15 protein-coding genes are annotated in these 18,311 nt (G+C 64.8%); 8 read left to right on the top strand and 7 right to left on the bottom strand.

The window, feature by feature from the left end; genetic code table 11:
- Positions 1 to 26: 26 nt before the first annotated feature.
- The 3 genes from C7402_RS30985 to C7402_RS30975 all read left to right on the top strand — a co-directional run bounded on the left by C7402_RS30985 (position 27) and on the right by C7402_RS30975 (position 2,659).
- A complete protein-coding gene (locus tag C7402_RS30985; RefSeq protein WP_116613460.1) occupies positions 27 to 764 on the top strand; it encodes a glucose 1-dehydrogenase in 738 nt (245 codons plus the stop codon).
- Positions 765 to 803: 39 nt separating this feature from the next.
- Positions 804 to 1,640, top strand: a complete 837-nt coding sequence (locus C7402_RS30980) for an SDR family NAD(P)-dependent oxidoreductase (protein WP_116613356.1) — start codon at positions 804 to 806, stop codon at positions 1,638 to 1,640.
- A gap of 77 nt (positions 1,641 to 1,717) precedes the next feature.
- The gene (locus C7402_RS30975) at positions 1,718 to 2,659 is read left to right on the top strand and encodes an NAD-dependent epimerase/dehydratase family protein (protein WP_165842033.1); all 942 of its coding nucleotides are present in this window, start codon (positions 1,718 to 1,720) and stop codon (positions 2,657 to 2,659) included.
- Between the two features lie 61 nt (positions 2,660 to 2,720).
- On the opposite strand, the gene C7402_RS30970 is transcribed toward C7402_RS30975, so the two are convergent.
- The 4 genes from C7402_RS30970 to cysD are packed head-to-tail and all read right to left on the bottom strand — an operon-like array spanning position 2,721 to position 8,156.
- Complete coding sequence (locus tag C7402_RS30970; protein WP_116613355.1) at positions 2,721 to 3,992, bottom strand: sulfotransferase family protein; 1,272 nt, start codon at positions 3,990 to 3,992, stop codon at positions 2,721 to 2,723.
- A gap of 43 nt (positions 3,993 to 4,035) precedes the next feature.
- Positions 4,036 to 5,265 carry a DUF1214 domain-containing protein gene (locus C7402_RS30965; protein ID WP_116613354.1) on the bottom strand — a complete coding sequence of 410 codons (1,230 nt, stop codon included), beginning with the start codon at positions 5,263 to 5,265 and terminating at the stop codon, positions 4,036 to 4,038.
- Positions 5,266 to 5,316: 51 nt separating this feature from the next.
- On the bottom strand, positions 5,317 to 7,230 hold the full coding sequence (cysN, locus tag C7402_RS30960; RefSeq protein WP_116613353.1) for a sulfate adenylyltransferase subunit CysN: 1,914 nt from the start codon (positions 7,228 to 7,230) through the stop codon (positions 5,317 to 5,319).
- The gene (cysD, locus tag C7402_RS47480; protein ID WP_425273816.1) at positions 7,230 to 8,156 is read right to left on the bottom strand and encodes a sulfate adenylyltransferase subunit CysD; all 927 of its coding nucleotides are present in this window, start codon (positions 8,154 to 8,156) and stop codon (positions 7,230 to 7,232) included. The genes cysN and cysD overlap by 1 nt, the downstream gene beginning before the upstream one ends.
- Before the next feature lie 1,044 nt (positions 8,157 to 9,200).
- Here cysD and cysQ point away from each other — a divergent pair.
- A complete protein-coding gene (gene cysQ / locus C7402_RS30950; protein ID WP_116613351.1) occupies positions 9,201 to 9,968 on the top strand; it encodes a 3'(2'),5'-bisphosphate nucleotidase CysQ in 768 nt (255 codons plus the stop codon).
- Between the two features lie 53 nt (positions 9,969 to 10,021).
- On the opposite strand, the gene C7402_RS30945 is transcribed toward cysQ, so the two are convergent.
- From C7402_RS30945 to C7402_RS30935, 3 genes are read right to left on the bottom strand one after another with little or no spacing between them, the layout of a single operon-like run.
- Positions 10,022 to 10,591, bottom strand: a complete 570-nt coding sequence (locus C7402_RS30945) for a nuclear transport factor 2 family protein (RefSeq protein WP_165842032.1) — start codon at positions 10,589 to 10,591, stop codon at positions 10,022 to 10,024.
- Positions 10,591 to 12,087 carry a phosphotransferase gene (locus tag C7402_RS30940; protein ID WP_116613349.1) on the bottom strand — a complete coding sequence of 499 codons (1,497 nt, stop codon included), beginning with the start codon at positions 12,085 to 12,087 and terminating at the stop codon, positions 10,591 to 10,593. The genes C7402_RS30945 and C7402_RS30940 overlap by 1 nt, the downstream gene beginning before the upstream one ends.
- A 34-nt stretch (positions 12,088 to 12,121) precedes the next feature.
- The gene (locus C7402_RS30935; protein ID WP_116613459.1) at positions 12,122 to 12,604 is read right to left on the bottom strand and encodes a bacteriohemerythrin; all 483 of its coding nucleotides are present in this window, start codon (positions 12,602 to 12,604) and stop codon (positions 12,122 to 12,124) included.
- 356 nt (positions 12,605 to 12,960) lie between these two features.
- Between C7402_RS30935 and C7402_RS30930 the strand changes: the two genes are divergently transcribed.
- The 4 genes from C7402_RS30930 (at position 12,961) to C7402_RS30915 (ending at position 18,270) form a co-directional block, all read left to right on the top strand.
- A complete protein-coding gene (locus tag C7402_RS30930) occupies positions 12,961 to 14,580 on the top strand; it encodes a long-chain-fatty-acid--CoA ligase (protein WP_116613348.1) in 1,620 nt (539 codons plus the stop codon).
- A gap of 115 nt (positions 14,581 to 14,695) precedes the next feature.
- The gene (locus C7402_RS30925; RefSeq protein ID WP_112173711.1) at positions 14,696 to 15,271 is read left to right on the top strand and encodes a MarR family winged helix-turn-helix transcriptional regulator; all 576 of its coding nucleotides are present in this window, start codon (positions 14,696 to 14,698) and stop codon (positions 15,269 to 15,271) included.
- A gap of 331 nt (positions 15,272 to 15,602) precedes the next feature.
- The gene (locus tag C7402_RS30920; RefSeq protein WP_116613347.1) at positions 15,603 to 17,054 is read left to right on the top strand and encodes a hydroxymethylglutaryl-CoA synthase family protein; all 1,452 of its coding nucleotides are present in this window, start codon (positions 15,603 to 15,605) and stop codon (positions 17,052 to 17,054) included.
- Positions 17,055 to 17,067: 13 nt separating this feature from the next.
- Positions 17,068 to 18,270: an acetyl-CoA acetyltransferase gene (locus C7402_RS30915; protein ID WP_112173709.1), complete on the top strand. Its 1,203-nt coding sequence runs from the start codon at positions 17,068 to 17,070 to the stop codon at positions 18,268 to 18,270.
- Positions 18,271 to 18,311 lie beyond the last annotated feature (41 nt).

Here is an 18,311-nt window from a genome sequence, read left to right as displayed (position 1 = left end):
ACTGAACCGGAAAGGACATGACCATCATGGGACGAGTCAGCGGAAAGACCGCACTGGTCACGGGTGCGGCGCGCGGGCTGGGCGCCGCCTTCGCGCGCAGGTTGATCGCGGAGGGCGCGAGCGTCGTGCTATGCGACGTGCTGGACGAGGCCGGTGAGGCGCTCGCTCACGAACTCGGCGAGCGCGCACGCTTCGTTCACCACGACGTCACGCGAGCGCAAGCATGGGCGCACAGCGTGGCGCTCGCCGAAGCGCAGTTCGGGCCGGTCAACGTGCTCGTGAACAACGCGGGCGTGCTCGGTGTGGTCGCCCCCATCGAGCAGCTCAGCGAAGAGGACGTGCGCAACGTCATCTCCGTGAACCAGATCGGCACCTTCCTCGGCATGCAAGCCGTGCTGCCCTCCATGCGCCGCGCGGGCGGCGGCTCGATCATCAACGTGTCGTCGACGAGCGGATTGCGCGGCGTGCCTTGCACGCTCGCCTACACCGCTTCCAAATTCGCCGTATGCGGGATGACCAAGGTCGCCGCGCTCGAACTGGCGCAGTACGGCATACGCGTGAATTCGCTGCACCCCGGCCCGTTTCGCACCCACATGACCGCGGGCGACTCCGATTCGCTTCAGCAGATTCTTTCGGTGGTACCCGCCGGCAGGGTAGGCGAACCCGACGAACTTTCGCACATGATGCTTTTGCTCGCCTCCGACGACATGCGCTTCGCCACGGGCGCGGAGTATGTCGTCGATGGCGGACTGACTTGCCGCTAACGCGCGCGTTTCTCTCAAACCAATCCAATGGGGACTCACATGGACAATCTATCAGGCAAGGTGGCGGTCGTGCTCGGCGCGTCGGCCGAGGGCGGCACCGGCTGGGGCATCGCGGAAGGACTCGCGGCGGCGGGCGCCAAGGTCGTGGTCGCCGCGCGCAGCCTCGCGCCGCTCAAGCGGCTCGCCGAGAAGATCGGCGGCACCGCCATTGCGTGCGACGGCGGCGACGAAGCGCAGATCACGGCGCTGCGCGACGAAGCGCTCAAGCGCTACGGCAGGATCGATATCGCGGTCAACTCGGCGGCCACGCCCACCATGAGCATGATCGCCAACGCCACGCCCGCCATCATGCAGCAGGCCGTGCAGGTGAACCTGTTCGGCATGACCTACTTCGTGCGCGACATGGCCGAAGCGATGACCGACGGCGGCTCGATCGTGCTGATCTCCTCGATGAGCGCGACCCACCCCATCGCCCCGCATTTCTCCTATGCATGCGCGAAGGCCGGCACCGAATGCCTCGTGCGCTACGCGGCGATCGAATATGGCCCGAAGCGCGTGCGCGTGAACGGCATTCGCATCGCCACGGTCATGTCCGAGATGGCGCGCGACCTCTACAACACGCCTGGCGTGGGCGAGCGCTTCGTGCGCGAGGTGCCGCTCGGCAGGCTCGGCGAGCCCGACGACATGGCCGACGCGGTGCGCTGGCTCGCGGGCGCGACCTACGTGACCGGAACCGTTCTGGACGTGAGCGGCGGCAACCAGCTCACGCGCTTTCCCTACCTGGAGGAGCTGCCGGGCTCGGAAAGCGCCTATGAAGGCGCAGGCGCGCTTTACGACCGCGAACACGGCCGAGGCTTCGCAACCGGCAAGGCGTGAGCGCGTCGCGCACTGCGGAGTTTTAGCGTGCCTTGTCGCGCGGAAATCGATCAGCAAATTAAACAGGAATGCAGATTATGAATGTCCTATTGTTTGGGGCCACGGGCTATATCGGCAAGCATGTCGCCGCGCGCCTGCTGGCGACGGGCCACAGCGTCACCGGCTTTATCCGCAACGCCTCTAGCGCCGCCGCGCTCGAAGCGGCCGGCCTCGTCACGCTACAGGGCGACCTGAGCGACGACGCCCTGCTCGCCACGCTCGGGCGCGAGCACGACGCCATCGTCTGGGCCGCCCAGTTGATGCTCGAAGACGAGCGCCATGTCGTCTCCACGCTGCTCGCCAATTTCGAGGGCACGGACAAGCCGTTCCTCTTCACGGGCGGCACGAGCCTGCTTTCCGAGCGCACCAATGGCGACTGGAGCGAAAACAACTATGCCGAGGACGAGGCTTTTCCGCCGCGCCGCCAGATCGCGCCGCGCCTCGATATCGAGAACATGGTGCGCGCGCATGCGCAGCGCGGCGTGCGCGCCATCTGCATCCGGCCGCCGCTGGTGTGGGGACATGGCGGCAGCAAGGTGATCGCCGATCTGTACCATTCCGCCTCGAAAACCGGCGCCGTGTGCTACGTGGGGCGCGGGCTCAACGTCTATTCGAACGTTCACGTCGATGACCTGGCAGAGGTGTACCGGCTCGCCCTCGAAAAAGGCGTGGCGGGTGCCCTTTACCATGCCGTTTCGGGCGAAGCGAGCTACCGTTCGCTTGCGCAGCAGATCGCGCGGCATCTGAACGTGGCGACACGCAGCGTCACCGTGAGCGAAGCCGCCGAGATCTGGGACAAGTTCATGGGGCCGATCGTGTTCTCGTCGTGCAGCCGCACGCGCTCGCCGCGCGCGCGCGCCGAACTCGGCTGGACGCCGCAAGACACCCGTCTCGACATTTTCGAGGACTGCGTGGCCCCCGCCTATCGCGACGCCATGGGCGAACGCGCCCTGCCGGCCTGGGTTCGCGCACCGGCTTGACGCAAGAAAAAAGCCGCGCCTTTAAAGGCGCGGCGGGTTCATGGTAGGTCCGGCGCGTGCGTCACGCTTCGGTCTTGACGTCGAAGTACGTGTGATAGCGCTTGAAGAGTTCGCGTTCCTCGCTGAGATGGCCTTGCGCGTCCACGTTGTATTTGTGCGCGGGCCGGCTTTCGCGCGGGTTCGCTTCCAGATACGCATGCATGGCGTTTCGCGCCGTATCGCTCAGGTCGATGCCCATTTGACCGTAAGCGCGCTCGACCTGGCCAACCGGATCGGCAATGAAATCGCCGTACTGCATATGGTGCACGCGCTCGCGCGGAATCGCCCCGCTTTCAATTTCGTCGATGACCTTGTCGAACAGCCCCGCCAAACCGCGCGGATTGGTAAGTTGCGCCACCGCCTGCTCGGGCATCGGACGGTCGCTGCGCGTCCAGATGATCGTGCCGATCAGGCTCGTGACCGACGACATCGTTTTCACGGGGTCGCGGTGTATCCAGAGCAGTTGCGCATTCGGGAACGCCGCGAAGAAGTCGGGCAGCACCCGCAGCGCATCGGGGCTTTTCAGCAGCCAGCGCTTGCGCGGATTCTTCCATTGCAGCACCTTGAGCACGCGCCTGGCATAGTCGAAAGCGGGCTTGTGGCTTGGCCGCGCATAGATGTACTGGTCGTAGCTCGGCGTGAAGCCGCAAAAGATCATCCACGCGGGGCTCTGGAAACTCGCCGCTTCAAGCTGGATCAACTCGGTCGGCATGGCGCCACCGAACTCGTGAATCGACGTCAGTTCCGGCGTCACGCGGTTCCATTGCGTCATTCGCGCGTGCGCCAGATCGATGCGCGGGTCGCTACGGTAGCTGGCCGCCTCCGGCGCCGGGCACGGAAAGAGCGCTTCCCAGTGGGTTGGCGTGCCGTTGTCGGGGTCGAGCGCCATGAGGTTCTGTAGCGCCGAGGTGCCGCTGCGCCCGGAGCCTGTGACCAGCACCGGCGGCGCGAGCACGACGTCGTCGATCTCGGAGTGTTGCTGGTACAGTGCCTCGACACGCAAGCGCAACTCCAGATACATCAAGAGGTCGCTGCGCGAGAGGATGCGGCCCATCAGGTTCAGATCCGCCTCCTCGTCAAGCGAGCGCACGTAGATCTGAAACGGTTCGAGCCAGTCGTCGCCGCCAAAGTCGTCAAGCCCGGTATTTCGCTTCGCATGACTGATCAATGAATCGGCATCCAGCGGAATAATGCCGCGCAGGTCCAGATGCCGCCCCTCCTCGTTGATGCGCTGCACCCATTCGGGCCTCGGCGGCGGCGTCCACGATTTCACGCGATAGTTGTTGTCACTCACAGTTATCTCCTCCTTCGCCCCCTTGCGGGGGCGCAATAATAAATTATTCGCCGTACAGCTTCAGCATGGCCTGACGACGCCGCTCCATGGCGGCCTCGCGCTCCTGGGCGCTCACGCGCTTCGTGCCGGCGGGCAACAGGCGCTCCAGCTCCGCGAACTTCACGAGCCGCGACGTCGGCACCGGGCTGCTGGTCGCGCGATAGTTGCGGAACACCACCGTGCCTTCCACGCGACCGCACGGATCGAGCCAGTTATTCACGCCGGGGTCGCGCAGCGACACCACGATGCGCAGCTTGCCGTCGCCATCCACGGCCGATTCCCAGTTGTTGAGGCTGCTTTGGCGCGAACTGAAATTCAGCGAGCGCGACCACACATCGCCGAGCTGGAACGACCAGTACACGCCGTTTGGCACCTGGTCCATTTCGATCACGAGTGCCTCGTCGTCCTTCAATTCGAAAACGCCCATCGCATAGTTCGAAGTGGGGCTGCCCACCTGGCTCGTCACGGTGCCCGGCAGCAGGCCCATGACGTTCTTCTTGCCGCCCGCCTGCGCGAAATACATGTCGTACAGGTTCACGTTGAAGTCGTGCGTGAGGTAACGCACGAACAAGGTGGCGCGCCGGATGCGCGCGGCCATGGCGGCTTCGTCGAACTCGTCGCCGTCGTAGTGGTCGTGCGGCAACTCGCTGATCCGTTCGAGGCTGAGTTCGCCCGGATCACCGTCCCAGCGCGGCAGCGCCCGGCGGATCAACATGAACTGGAACCCGATCTCGGGATTGAGGCGAATCCAGTTGCCCTCATGCCGCTGCGGGCTCAGGATCACTTCGAAGCGCCCGTCGTCGTCCACCTTGAAGTCGGCCCAGTCGTAATTGCCGTCCACCTTGACGTCCGGCTCGCCGAACAGGCCGTTGAGCGTTTGCAGCAGAAAGAGCGAGATGTCTCCCATGCGCCCTTTCAACCGGTAAGTCTGCGCACCGTCGACGAACGCCACGCCGTACAGAAAGTCCTGCCCGTTCTGGCCGAGCGTGTACATGTCGGTGGACCAGCCGCAATTCACGAAGATGCGCGGATGCAGCATGCGCGGCGCAATCGCGAAGTTGTACGCCATTGCCTGCATTTCCATCAGCGTGTGATAAGCCTTGGCGCGATGCTGCGGCGTTTGCTGAAAGCGCGGGGTTGCCTCCATCTGCTGGCGCATTTCATCGAGCGCTGCGTGGTAAGCGAACCACGCCTCGTTCAACTGCGGGCTTGCCGTAATCTGTGAAGCTGTCATGTCGTTTCCTCCGGTTGATATGATGTCGTGGCGCGCGTCAGGCGCATGCGCTCACTTGTCGTTGACGAGAATGCCGAACTGCTTCAGGTGCGCGATGATCGCCTCGCTGGCCTGCTCGACGGTAAGCGCCGTGGTGTCGATGCGGATTTCCGGGGTTTCCGGCGCTTCATACGGCGAGGAAATGCCCGTGAAGTTCGTCAGCTCGCCGCGGCGCGCCTTCTTGTAGAGTCCCTTGGGATCGCGCCGCTCCGCCACTTCAATGGGCGTATCGACGAAGATTTCGATGAATTCCCCGGCCGCGAGCAGACTGCGCGCCATCTCGCGCTCCGCCCTGAATGGCGAGATGAACGCGGTGAGCACGATCAGGCCCGCATCGACCATCAGGCGGCCGATCTCGCCCACGCGCCGGATATTCTCGACACGGTCGGCCGTCGTGAATCCCAGGTCCTTGTTGATGCCGTGCCGGATATTGTCGCCGTCGAGCAAATAAGTATGGCGGCCCATGGTGAGCAGGCGCTTTTCCAGCGCGTTGGCGATGGACGATTTGCCCGCGCCAGAAAGTCCCGTGAACCACAGCACGCAGGACTTTTGCCCCTTGATCGCGCTGCGCGACGCCTTCTCCACTTCCATGGGCTGCAAATGGATGTTCTTCGAGCGGCGCAGCGCGAAGTGCAACATGCCCGCACCCACCGTGTGATTGCTCAGGCGATCGACGAGGATATAGCCGCCCGTGTCGCGATTCTCGCGATAGGCGTCGAACGGAATCTGCTGGTCCACGCTGATGTTGCATACGCCGATGGTATTGAGCGTGAGCTCGCGCGAGGCCAGGTGTTCCATCGAATTGACGTCGACCTGGTACTTGATGTCCGTGACCTGGACGTTGACCGTGCGATTGCCACGCTTCATCAGATAGGTGCGCCCCGGCAGCATGGGCTCGTCGTGCATCCAGACGATCGTCGTCTCGAACTGATCCGCGCATTCGGGCGGGGCGTCCGAGCAGGCGATCACGTCGCCGCGCGAGCAGTCCACTTCGTCGGCCAGTGTGACCGTGACGGACTGGCCGGCCACGGCGCGCTCCATGTCGCCGTCGGCGGTCACGATGCGGGCGATGGTGCTGGTGCGCCCCGAGGGCAACACGCGCACCGCGTCGCCCGCCTTGACGATGCCGCTCGAAATCGTGCCCGCGAAGCCGCGGAAGTCGAGATTCGGGCGGTTGACCCACTGCACCGGCAGACGGAACGGCGCTTTCTGCAAATGCTCCTCGTCCACGGGCACGGTTTCGAGGTAGCCCATCAGCGTGGTGCCGCGATACCACGGCGTGTTCTCGCTGGGCCCGGTGATGTTGTCGCCCTTGAAAGCCGACATCGGAATGTAGGTGATGGCGTCGAAGCCGAGATGACTCGCGAAGGCCGCATACTCTTCGCAGAGCGAACGAAATACCTTCTCCGAGTAATCGACGAGGTCCATCTTGTTGATCGCGACGACGACCTTGCGAATGCCGATCAGCGAGACGAGATAGCTATGGCGGCGGGTTTGCGTGAGGATGCCCTTGCGCGCGTCCACCATCAGCACCGCCACGTCGGCCGTGGAGGCGCCTGTCACCATGTTGCGCGTGTATTGCTCGTGGCCCGGCGTGTCCGCGACGATGAACTTGCGCCGGTCCGTCGAGAAGAAGCGGTACGCCACGTCGATGGTGATGCCCTGCTCGCGCTCCGCCGCGAGGCCGTCCACGAGCAGCGCGAAGTCGAGCTGCTCGCCCTGGGTGCCCATCTTGCGCGAGTCCGCTTCGAGCGCCGCAAGCTGGTCCTCGAACAGCATCTTCGATTCGTAGAGCAGCCGCCCGATCAGCGTGCTCTTGCCGTCGTCCACGCTGCCGCAGGTGATGAAGCGCAACAGGCTCTTGTGCTCATGGGACTTCAGATAGGCGCCGATATCGGACGCAATGAGTTCGGATACGTGTGACATCAGAAATACCCCTCCTGCTTCTTTTTCTCCATCGACCCCGCCGAATCGTGATCGATCAGCCGACCCTGACGCTCCGAGGTTTTCGTGAGCAACATTTCCTGAATCACGGCCTCGAGCGTGTCGGCCTCCGATTCGATCGCCGCCGTGAGCGGATAGCAGCCGAGCGTGCGAAAGCGCACCTTGCGCAGCATGGGCACTTCGCCTTCACGCAGCGGCATGCGCTCGTCGTCGACCATGATGAGCATGCCGTCGCGCTCCACCACCGGTCGCGCCTGCGCCAGGTAGAGCGGCGGGATCGGAATGTTCTGCAAGTAGATGTATTGCCAGATGTCCAGTTCGGTCCAGTTCGACAACGGGAACACGCGCATGCTCTCGCCCTTGTGCTTGCGTGCGTTGAACACTCTCCAGAGTTCGGGGCGTTGCGCCTTCGGGTCCCAGCGGTGGCTTGCGGAGCGAAACGAGAAGATCCGCTCTTTCGCGCGCGACTTCTCCTCGTCGCGCCGCGCGCCGCCAAGCGCCGCGTCGAAGCCGTATTTTTCTAGCGCCTGCTTGAGCGCCTCCGTCTTCATGATCTGCGTATGAATCGCCGAGCCGTGCGTGAACGGATTGATGCCTTGCGCAAGACCCTCGGGGTTCGTATGCACGATGAGGTTCATGCCCAGATCGCGCGACATGCGATCGCGGTGCTCGTACATGGCGCGGAACTTCCACGTCGTATCCACGTGCAGCAGCGGAAATGGCGGCACGGCCGGATAGAACGCTTTCATGGCAAGGTGCAGCATGACGGCGCTGTCCTTGCCGATCGAATAGAGCATCACGGGGTTCTCGGCCTCCGCGACCACCTCGCGCATGATGTGAATGCTCTCGGCTTCGAGCCGTTGAAGATGAGTCAGTGTCATAGTCGTCGATTTCCTCCCACTGGTTATGGTTGGATATCGTATGCTTGCATCCGACAACGCCGACTGAGCAATTAGATATTTGACTTGCGCGGCGAAAGGGTCCGCGCAGCGAAACTGCAACGGCGCCGGTGCCACAGGGCGCGCCGGCGCCGCGAGTACGCTGTCGGCCAAGCTTTGCGGCAGGTGAAAGGCCAGAATGCGTTCGGCCCGGTCCGCGAGCCAGTGCGTGAGCGCGGCGGCGCGGTGCCACTGCATGCCGTCGAACAGCACGAACGCCTTGTGCTGCGTCGTGCGAATCAGGCGGTCGAGGAATTCGATCAGGATCGGCGCGCGCAATACGCCTTCGTAGGCGAGCCACATCTGCTTGCCGCGATTGCTCACGGCCCGCACGGCAGCCCCTTGCGCACCGCCCGGCAAGCGCAGCGCGAGTTCATCGACCCACAGTATGTCCGCGCCTTCCGCATGGGCGCGCGCGGCGATGCCCGGATAGATCGTTGCATGCCAGCGCCGCAAGGGCTCGCTTGCGCGCTCGCGCCGCTCGTGCGGCTTCTCTACCGCGAGCCCCCAGCGGGCGAGATAATTGGTCATGCTGCGCGCGCCCAGTTCCAGCGCGAAGCGCTCGCGCAATACGTGGCGCGCAACAGTGGCGTCCCATAGCGCGGCGCCAACGCCCGCCTGTTCGGGCGTATGCGTGAGCATCAAGCGCACGAATTGCGCTTCCGCCGTCGCGTCGATGCATCGACCGTCTCCCGGCATACGACCGCGCGGCCTGACCTTGACCGCCGGCCAGCCGCCCGTGAGGAATGCGCGATGCGCCGCCACGATGGTCGGCGTGCTCAGGCCCGTGGCTACACGTACCTCGCGTAGCGTCGCGCCCGCCAGGCGCAGCCGGACCGCCTCCGTGCGTTTGTGATTGAGCTCATCGAGCGTCAGGGCTGAGCGTTCGGGCGTATCCATGCGCGATTTGTATCGCATGCATATCTTATTGTAAATATCAATTTTCCCGGTATTGCGGCCCACGGGACGGCTAGCATACAAGGCATACTCACAAGACGAAGGAAACCGCAGCCCATGTGCCCCGACCCGCAACAATTGTGTGAAGAGATCGCCGCCCTCGCCCGCGAAGCGGGCAAAGTCATTCTCGACGTCTACGCCACGGACTTCGCCGTGGACAACAAGGCCGACGCGTCGCCCGTCACGCTCGCCGACGAGCGCGCGGAAGCCGTGATCCTGGCCGGGCTCGCGCGCATCGCGCCGGACATTCCCGCCATTTCGGAAGAAGCGGCGTCAGCGGGGCGGATTCCCGACGTGACCGATCGCTTCTGGCTCGTCGATCCGCTCGACGGCACCAAGGAGTTCATCGGCCGCAACGGCGAGTTCACGGTCAACATCGCGCTGGTGGAGCATGGCGAGCCTGTGCTGGGCGTCGTTTTCGCGCCGGCGCTCGACCGGCTGTTCGCGGGTGTGGTGGGCGCGGGCGCCTATGTCGAGGAAAAGGGCGTGCGTAGCGCCATTACGTGCCGGCGCGCGCCGCTCGAAGGCTGCACGGTGGTGTCGAGCCGCTCGCACGGCAGCGAGGCGCCGCTCGCCGACTTCCTGGCGGGCCGCCGCGTAGCGCGCTCGGTATTTGCCGGCTCATCGCTCAAACTGTGCTTGATCGCCGCCTGCGAGGCCGATATTTATCCGCGCTTCGGGCGCACCATGGAATGGGACATCGCCGCCGGTCATGCCGTGGTGCGCGCGGCGGGCGGCCATGTGCGCACGCTCGAAGGCAGCGAACTGCGCTACGCCAAGCCGGGGCTCGACAATCCGCATTTTGTCGCGAGCGGTCTGGATTGAAGCGGGAAGGCGGGGGTGGGGCCGATCGGCGCCCTCCCCTTTGTCAACGCCGGTTAGCGCTTGAAAAGCGGCAACAAGCCGAATGAAGCGTCGTCACTACCGCAGCCCGATTCGCCAAGCGACGCAAGGAAGTCGCGCTGCGCGGGATCGAGCGGATGCTCGCGCGAGAAGTCCCACACCAGCGTGCGATGCGCGATCTTCCATACGTTCGCGCGACGTTCATAGCGGTCCAGATAGCGCCCGCCGATCACCACCTCCTTCGCATCGGGCGCCTTCGTGCGGTGATACGCCACGAAATACAACTCGCCTTGCGCGTGATCCCCGTCCAGCCGGTACGACGTGTTCATGATGTAGTGCGCCGTGACCTCGAACCGCGCCATGACTTCGGGCTGCCAGTCGGCGAATGCGGCGGCGGAGCCCTTGAACATCACACCGTGGTCGTCAACGGCGTCCTCGTGATAGACGCTCAGAAGCAGCGCGCGATCGCGCCGGTCAATGGCGCGCGCGTAGCGCACGGCGAGTTCGTAAAGCGCGTCCTTGTCGAGCAGCGCCTGGAGTTGCGCGTCGCGCGGCGCAGCGGCGTGCTCGCCTTGAGCCTGGGCTGTCGGGGTCGTCGTGCTCATCATGCGCGCTCGTCGATCAGCGCCTGCGCGCCGCGAATGAAATGGGGAATATGCGCCACCGGCAGAATGGCGAGCTTGAGGTCGGCCGCGTGGCCGGTGGAGAACAGCGTGGACAGCAGATTCGCGCCCGTGGCGTTGCGCGCATAGGCCCACACCTTGAAGAAGCGCATCGTTGCGTCATCAACGGGTTCGCCGCCGCCTTCGATATAGCGCTGCATGAGTTGCGCCCAGTCGAGTGAGCCGCCCACCGTCACGCTCACATAGCCGAGTTCCTCGGCCGGATCGCCCACGTGCGCGAACTCCCAGTCGAGCACGGCCGAAAGCCGGTCGTCATCGAACAGGAAGTTGTGAAAGCCAATGTCGCCATGCAACAGCGAAGGCCGGCCGGCGCGCATCGGCACGTTGTCGAGCAGCCAGCCGTAAATGGCGGTGAGCGCGGGCGAAGGCGTGTGCTCCGTCTTCAGGTAAAGCTCGTACCAGCTACGAATGTAAAGCGCGGTGCACTCGCCGCGCGACAGGTTCCAGCGTTGCGTGCAGATCGATTCGGTGAGATCGCCCAGCTCGGTCAGCGGCTGCATGGTGTGCAACTGCGCCATCACGTCGGCAAGCGACGAAGCGAGGCTCGCGGGCACCTGGCTGCGCGCGCCGAAGAAGTTGCCGGGCAGCTTGCCCGGCGAGCGGCGCATCACGATGAAGTCTCCGCCCGGCAGCAGCCGGTGCGCCGTATCGAGCCACACCGCGTCGGGCGCCGGGAATCCGCGTGCGTGCGCGGCCTTGATCACCGGGAATTCATCACGGATCAAATGGCAGTCGTTTGCAACCGACGGTTTGGAACCGATATCCCTTCGCATGACGAACGATCCCGACAATGCCTTGCCTTCGACATCGAACAGCACCGTTTGCTTGCCATAACCGCCCGCGAGCGGCTGAAACGCGCTGACCCGAAGCCCCGGTTCATCGAAGCGGTCCTGCAAATAGGCGCTCAGGTTTTCTCGCGTGATTTCCGTGCTCTGGCCGGTGCTCGCCGCCTCATCGCCCTGCCCGGTATGCGCGAGCAAATAGGCCGACTCCCACGCGGCCAGCTCGCGAGCGAGCGCGGCCTTGACGCTCGCCGGCAGCGCGGCCTGCGCATTGACGCTCGCCACGACGGCCTGCAATCGAACCAGTGCGTCGCGCCATGCGTTCTCGCAAGCCGGCAGCGCGTGCCCCCCGTCCTTCATTGCGTGCAGGCTCGCGCGAATCACCGCCAGATCCTCCACGGCTTGCGGCGCCGCGGCGCTCAGTGTGTCCTGCATGCGTGCGAGCACGGCGTCGAGTTGCGCGGCGCGCGCATGCAGCGCCGCCACGCCCCCCGTCTCGCGATTGAACAGCAATTGCAGCGCGTTCGCGATGGACATGGCAGCGGAACCATCCACGCTGCTGTCAGCGATATACGCCTGGAGTTTCGCGAACTCCTCGTTCAACGCGGTCCAGATACGATTGGCCGGAATCAGCATTGTCTCCCCCACTTATTAGTTCGCTAGCATATTATCATGATGGTGGATGATCATGGGGCGACCCGGCGGCCAGCGCCGCGTTCGCAAGCACGTCGCGCCTGAGCACCACCGGCGCGCCCCCAAGGCGCTTGCGCACCATCCACTGCGCGAGCGCGGAGTCCATCTGGTCGGCGTGTCCAGGAAACCAGCGCGCAAGCTCCCGCGCGAGCGGGCGGACATAGGTGCAATCGCCCTGGGCCACGAGCGCACGCACCTCCAGCACGGAGGCCATCACCTTGTCGTGTTCCTCGATGTGGCACTCGCGCGCCGGAAACCGGCTCGCCTCCATCCAGTCGCGCTCCTCTCCGAAGTGGCGGCGCGCGTGGTCGATCAATGCATCGAGCGCCGCAGGCGCGAGCGCATCGTTTGCGCTCAGCAGGGCGTCCACACACTCTACGAATTCGTGGTGGGTCGCGTCCATCGGCTGATACCCGAGGAGGTAAGCATCGGTCCAGCCGAATCCGGAATCGTCACTCATGCGATTCATCCCCAGCGTTAGTGTTCGATCGGAGGAAAGACTTCGGGGGACATTGCCGCCTCGTAAATCGATCCTTTAAATATATTATTCGTGCATACGGAAATAGTCGAACGAGAGGTCTCACGACAACGAAGCGCGGAAAGCAGTGGCACGGAATTCGCGGTTTACCCGTATCTATCCATGGCTGATCACGTCTTGACAGTCAATCGTCTCACTCACATACTTCGCATCATAGTTCGTATGCTAGATGACGATATATATACAATCATATCCGGGTTCGCCCTCGCCCGGCGCGAACCGCACGTATGCCAAGGGTCTTTTCGAAACCAGCCGCTTCATCGCGAAGCCAAAAGCCTATGAGACAAGCAGCACAACCTATCGGCGATCTCGACGCCATGCTCTGGATGGCCGACTATCCGTCACGCGGTGCGATGCGGTTTCCCGACCGGCTGGCCATCGTCGCCGACCAGGGCACGCTGACTTATGCGCAACTCGATCGCGCGAGCGACCGGTTCGGCGCCTGGCTCAAAGAACGCGGCATCGGCGCCGGTGCGCGCGTGGCCTACCTCGGCAAGAACAGTGAGTTGTTCTTTCCCGTTTTCTTCGCCTGCCTGCGCACCGGCGTGACCCTCGTGCCGATCAACTGGCGCTGCGCGCCGGGCGAGATCGCTTTCATTCTCGACGATTCGCAAAGCCGGTTGCTCATCCACGACGAAGAGTTTCGGGGCACGATCGACGCGGCTCTCACGCAGATCCCGCAGCAACCGGCGCTCTTGCCCACGCGCGCAAGCGATGCCGAGTCGCTGCAAAACGTGCTGCGCTCGACCACGGCTGTGAACGAGACCGCGCACCGCGGCGCGCCCGACGCCTGCGCCATGCTGATGTACACGAGCGGCACGACCGGGAGCTCCAAAGGCGTCATGCTCTCGCACCGGGCGCTGTCCCTCTCGCGCCATGTCGAAGTGGGCTCGCCGCACTGGACCGACTGGAACGACGACGACATTATTCTCTCGCCCATGCCCAACTTCCACGTGGGCGGACTCTCGTGGATGCTGATCGGGCTGATGCGCTCGCTGACCTGCATCCTCACCGCGGACGCCTCGCCCGCCAACCTGTTGCGGCTCGCGCGCGCGCATGGCGTGACGCGCACGTTCATGGTGCCGACCGTCGTGCGCATGCTGCTCGAACAAATCGGTCCGCAAGCGCCCGCGCCCCGGCTCAAGACGGTGTACTACGGCGCCTCGACCATGGACGCGACGCTGCTCGCGCGGTGCATCGAAACGTTCGGCTGCGCGTTCGGCCAGTATTTCGGCATGACGGAGAACTGCGGCACGGTCACGTTCCTGCCGCCGTGCGATCACGACGTCAACCGGCCGCATCTGCTGCGCTCGGTGGGCAAGCCGCTGCCGGGCATGCTTGTCGATATCCGCGACTCGCACGGCCAGTCGCAGCCCGCTGGCGCCCCCGGCGAGATCTGGATTCAGTCGCCCACGCTGATGTCGGGCTACTGGCATCGTCCGGACGCGACAGCCGAAGCACTGATCGACGGCTGGTACCGCACCGGCGACGGCGGCTACCTGGACGACCAGGGGTATCTCTTTCTCACCGACCGCATCAAGGACATGATTATTTCCGGCGGCGAGAACGTCTATCCCGCCGAAGTCGAACAGGTGCTGCGCCAGCATCCGGCGGTGCGCGATGTGGCCGTGGTGGGCGCGCCCGATGCGACCTGGGGTGAAATCGTCGTCGCGGTAGTCGAATGGCATACCGGGCAGCAGACGAGCCTTGCGGAGTTGCGCGCGTTCGCGGCCCAGCGCATTGCAGGCTACAAGCTGCCCAAGGCGCTGGAGGACATGGCCGCGCTGCCGCGCACCGCGACCGGCAAGATTCAGCGGATCGAGGTGCGCAAGCAGATCCGGGCGAAGCGGGCCGGCGCCAGCGAGCCCGCGGGCGCAAACGCCGGCGGCAACCCTTGATTGCGTGTCTTGACTCGAACCAAATGGTATTCTAGTCTACGGTATTTACCCGAAATAAAGTGCGCCGGGCGCTGCCGGCGCGCTGCTTTTGAACCCAGTGACCGAGGAAAACCGTATGAAAAACACCGCAGCAAAGAAAGACGCGCCCACGAGTGCCGCGGCTGCCGGTCGTCAATCCGCGAGGGCGTCCGCGCGGGTGCCTGACGAAGAGAACTGGGATCAACGCCTCGGTTTTGTGATGCACGATGTATCGCGCCTGCGGCGCATCGTCTTCGACGAATTCATGAAACCGCTCGGCATCACGCGCTCGCAGTGGTGGGTGATCGCCTACCTGTCGCGCCACGACGGCATGATCCAGAGCGATCTCGCCAACGTGCTGGAGCTCGGCAAGGCCGCCCTGGGCGGCCTGATCGACCGCCTCGAAGTCTCGGGCTTCACCGAGCGCCGCCCGGACGACACCGACCGGCGCGTCAAGCGCGTGTATCTGACCACGGCCGGCAACCAGCTCGTGCGCCAGATGCGCCTGAAGAACCACGAAATGAACGAGCTGATTCTCGCGGGCCTCGACCGTGAGCAGCGGGTGCAACTCGCCGCCATGCTCCAGCTCGTGCGCAAGAATCTGCTGTCGCTCAAGCATGAAAGCGACGTCGACGACACCGAGGAGCTGACGAGCTTCGAACTCGACCACTGATACCACGGCGCCTCGCAATCCGTGCGCCGCGCCCCGCGGCGCATGCCCTGAATGGCGAGCCTGAACGGCTTCGGTTCGAGGCGCCTTCTCCCCTCTCCCGCATCGCGGGCGCCACGTCCGTGGCGACTCCCCGCAATCCCCGCTCCATCTTCCTCGCACCTTGACGCCGCCGCGCGCGTGGCCGCGCCGCGTTAACGCGCCCTCATTGCCGCCGCTCCATTTGCCGGCTATCCGAACCGGTGTCCCACGAATGCCTTGACTCGATTCGGTATGGTCAAGTATCGTATTCATGCATACCATCTAATCGGATAACCTTGAAGGGCACAATGTGATGACTTCGACCTATGGGATTACCGGCTTCGGCGGCTACATTCCGAGGCTCAGGATGCAGCGCGCGGCGATTGCCGCCGCGCATGGCTGGATGGCGCCGTCGCTGCGGTCGCTGGGCAAGGGCCAGCGTGCCTTCGGCAGCTGGGACGAGGACAGCGTGACGATGGCGGTCGAAGCCGCGCGCGACGCGCTCGGCGAGCGCGCGCGCACCGACCTCTCGGCGCTCTGGCTGAGCTCCTGCACGATGCCGTTCGCCGATTTGCAGAACAGCGCGATCGTTGCGGGCGCACTGAATCTGCCGGCCCACGTTCAAACCCTCGACTGCGCCCACTCGCAGCGCGCCGCCACCTCGGCGCTGCTGTCGGCCTTGCGCGCCGCGCAGGGCAACCTGCTGCTCGTAGCGAGCGATCGTCCACGCGGCAAGGCCGCCAGCACGCAGGAAATCGCGAGCGGCGCCGGTGCGGCGGCGCTCACGCTCGGCAGCGAAGGGGTCATCGCGAATCTGCTCGGCGCGGCGAGCGTGACGAAGCTGTTCGTCGATCACTTCCGCCCCGCCGGCGCGGACTACGACTACGTCTGGGAAGAGCGCTGGATTCGCGACGAAGGTTATATGAAGCTCGTGCCCGACGCGGCGCGCGCGGCGTTGTCGCAAGCGCGCGTCGATCCTTCCGAGGTCAGCCATTTCGTGATGCCCGCGCCGTTCAAGGGCATCGCAAGCGCACTGGCCAAAAAGCTGGAAATTCCGGCCAGCGCGGAAGCCGACAACCTCGACGCAAACTGCGGCTACACGGGCAGCACGCATGCGTTGCTGATGCTTGCGCACGTCCTCGAAAAGGCCGCGCCCGGCGAGGTGATCCTGCTGGTCGGCTTTGGCCAGGGATGCGACGCGCTCGTGTTGCGCGCGACCGATGCGATCCGCGAGTTCGCGCCGCGCCGCGGCGTGAGCGGCGCGCTTGCCGATGCGCAATCGCACGACGCCTATCTTCGTTTGCTCTCCTACGAAGGCGGTCTCGACGCGGAATGGGGCATGCGCGCCGAAAAGAACGCCAAGACGGCGCTCACCGAACAATACCGTTCGAGCGATCAGCTCGCGAGCTTCGTGGCAGGCCAATGCCGTTGCTGCAACACGGTGCAGTTCCCGCAACTGCCCTACTGCGTGACGCCGGGCTGCAATGCGCCGCGCGGCAAGCTCGAACCGGTTTCGCTCGCCGACGCGAGCGCCTCCATGCTCACGCATACCGCCGACTGGCTCTCCTATCACCCTGCTCCGCCGCTCTACGTCGGCTTCGTGCAATTCGAGAACGGCGCGCGCCTGCTCATGGAAGTGGTCGACGTGGGCCAGGCCGGGCTCGATGTCGGCACGCCGCTGCGCATGGTGTTTCGCATCAAGGAAATGGACAAGGTGCGCGGCTACCCGCGCTACTTCTGGAAAGCCACGCCGATTCAGGCGTAATCGAGGAAATACCATGGCAACTGGCATCAAGGACAAGGTCGCAATACTGGGCATGGGTTGCTCGCGCTTTGGCGAGCGCTGGGACGCGGGCACGCCCGCGCTGCTCGCGGAGGCTTTCGAGGAAGCGCTCACCGACGCCGGCATCGAGCGCAGCCAGATCGACGCCGCCTGGTTCGGCTCGTGCATGGACGCGGTCAATATCGGCAACTCCGCGATTCCGGCTTCGATGGCGCTGCGACTGGACGGCATTCCCGTGAGCCGCGTCGAAAACATGTGCGCGACGGGCACCGAGGCGCTGCGCGGCGCGGTGTACGCCGTGGCGTCGGGCGCGGCCGACATCGCCCTTGCGGTGGGCGCGGAAAAACTCAAGGACACGGGCTACGGCGGCCTGCCGCCGCCGTTCAAGGGCACGTTCAACGACATGTGGATGCCGCTCGGCTCGGCGCCGGCCGGCTTCGCGCAGCTTGCGGCGGGCTATCGCTCGCGGCACGGCATATCGAAGGAGGATCTCAAGCGCGCCATCGCCCACGTCTCGTGGAAAAGCCACGAAAACGGCGTGCTGAGCCCCAAGGCGCATATCCGCAAGCGCGTGAGCATCGAGCAGATCCTCGCCGCGCCGATGATCGCGGACCCGCTCGGCCTGTTCGACTGCTGCGGCGTGAGCGACGGCGCGGCCGCCGCCATCGTCACGACACCGGAAATCGCGCGCGCGATGGGCCGCCGCGACATGGTGACCGTCAAGGCGATTCAGCTCGCCATCGGCTCGGGCGTCGAAACGGCCACCACGCAATGGGACGGCAGCTATGTGCGCACCACGCGCGAAGCCGCGAAGCGCGCCTATGCCGAAGCGGGCATCACCGACCCGCGCAAGCAGCTAAGCCTCATGGAAGTGCACGACTGCTTCTCGATCACCGAACTGGTGACGATGGAAGACCTGTTCGTCTCGCCCGAAGGCCGCGCGGTTCACGACGTGCTCGACGGCTTCTACGACCGCACCGGCGGCGGCGTGCCCTGCCAGGTGGACGGCGGGCTCAAATGCTTTGGACACCCTATCGGCGCCTCGGGTTTGCGCATGGCCTACGAGGTCTACAACCAGTTGCTCGGGCGGGCCGGGGAAAGACAGCTCGCGAATCCGAGCATCGGGCTCACGCACAACCTCGGCGGGGTTCCCTACCTCGGCATCGCGGCGATCTCGGTGCTCGGCCTGCATAGCTGAGTCCCGCCGCGCCGCCCTCCGGTGGCGCGGCTCGCCGTGCT

Source organism: Paraburkholderia unamae, from assembly GCF_003096875.1.
Lineage (GTDB): Bacteria > Pseudomonadota > Gammaproteobacteria > Burkholderiales > Burkholderiaceae > Paraburkholderia > Paraburkholderia unamae.
The sequence above is the reverse complement of the archived record's forward strand: the minus strand, read 5'-3'. Positions and strand labels throughout refer to the sequence as shown.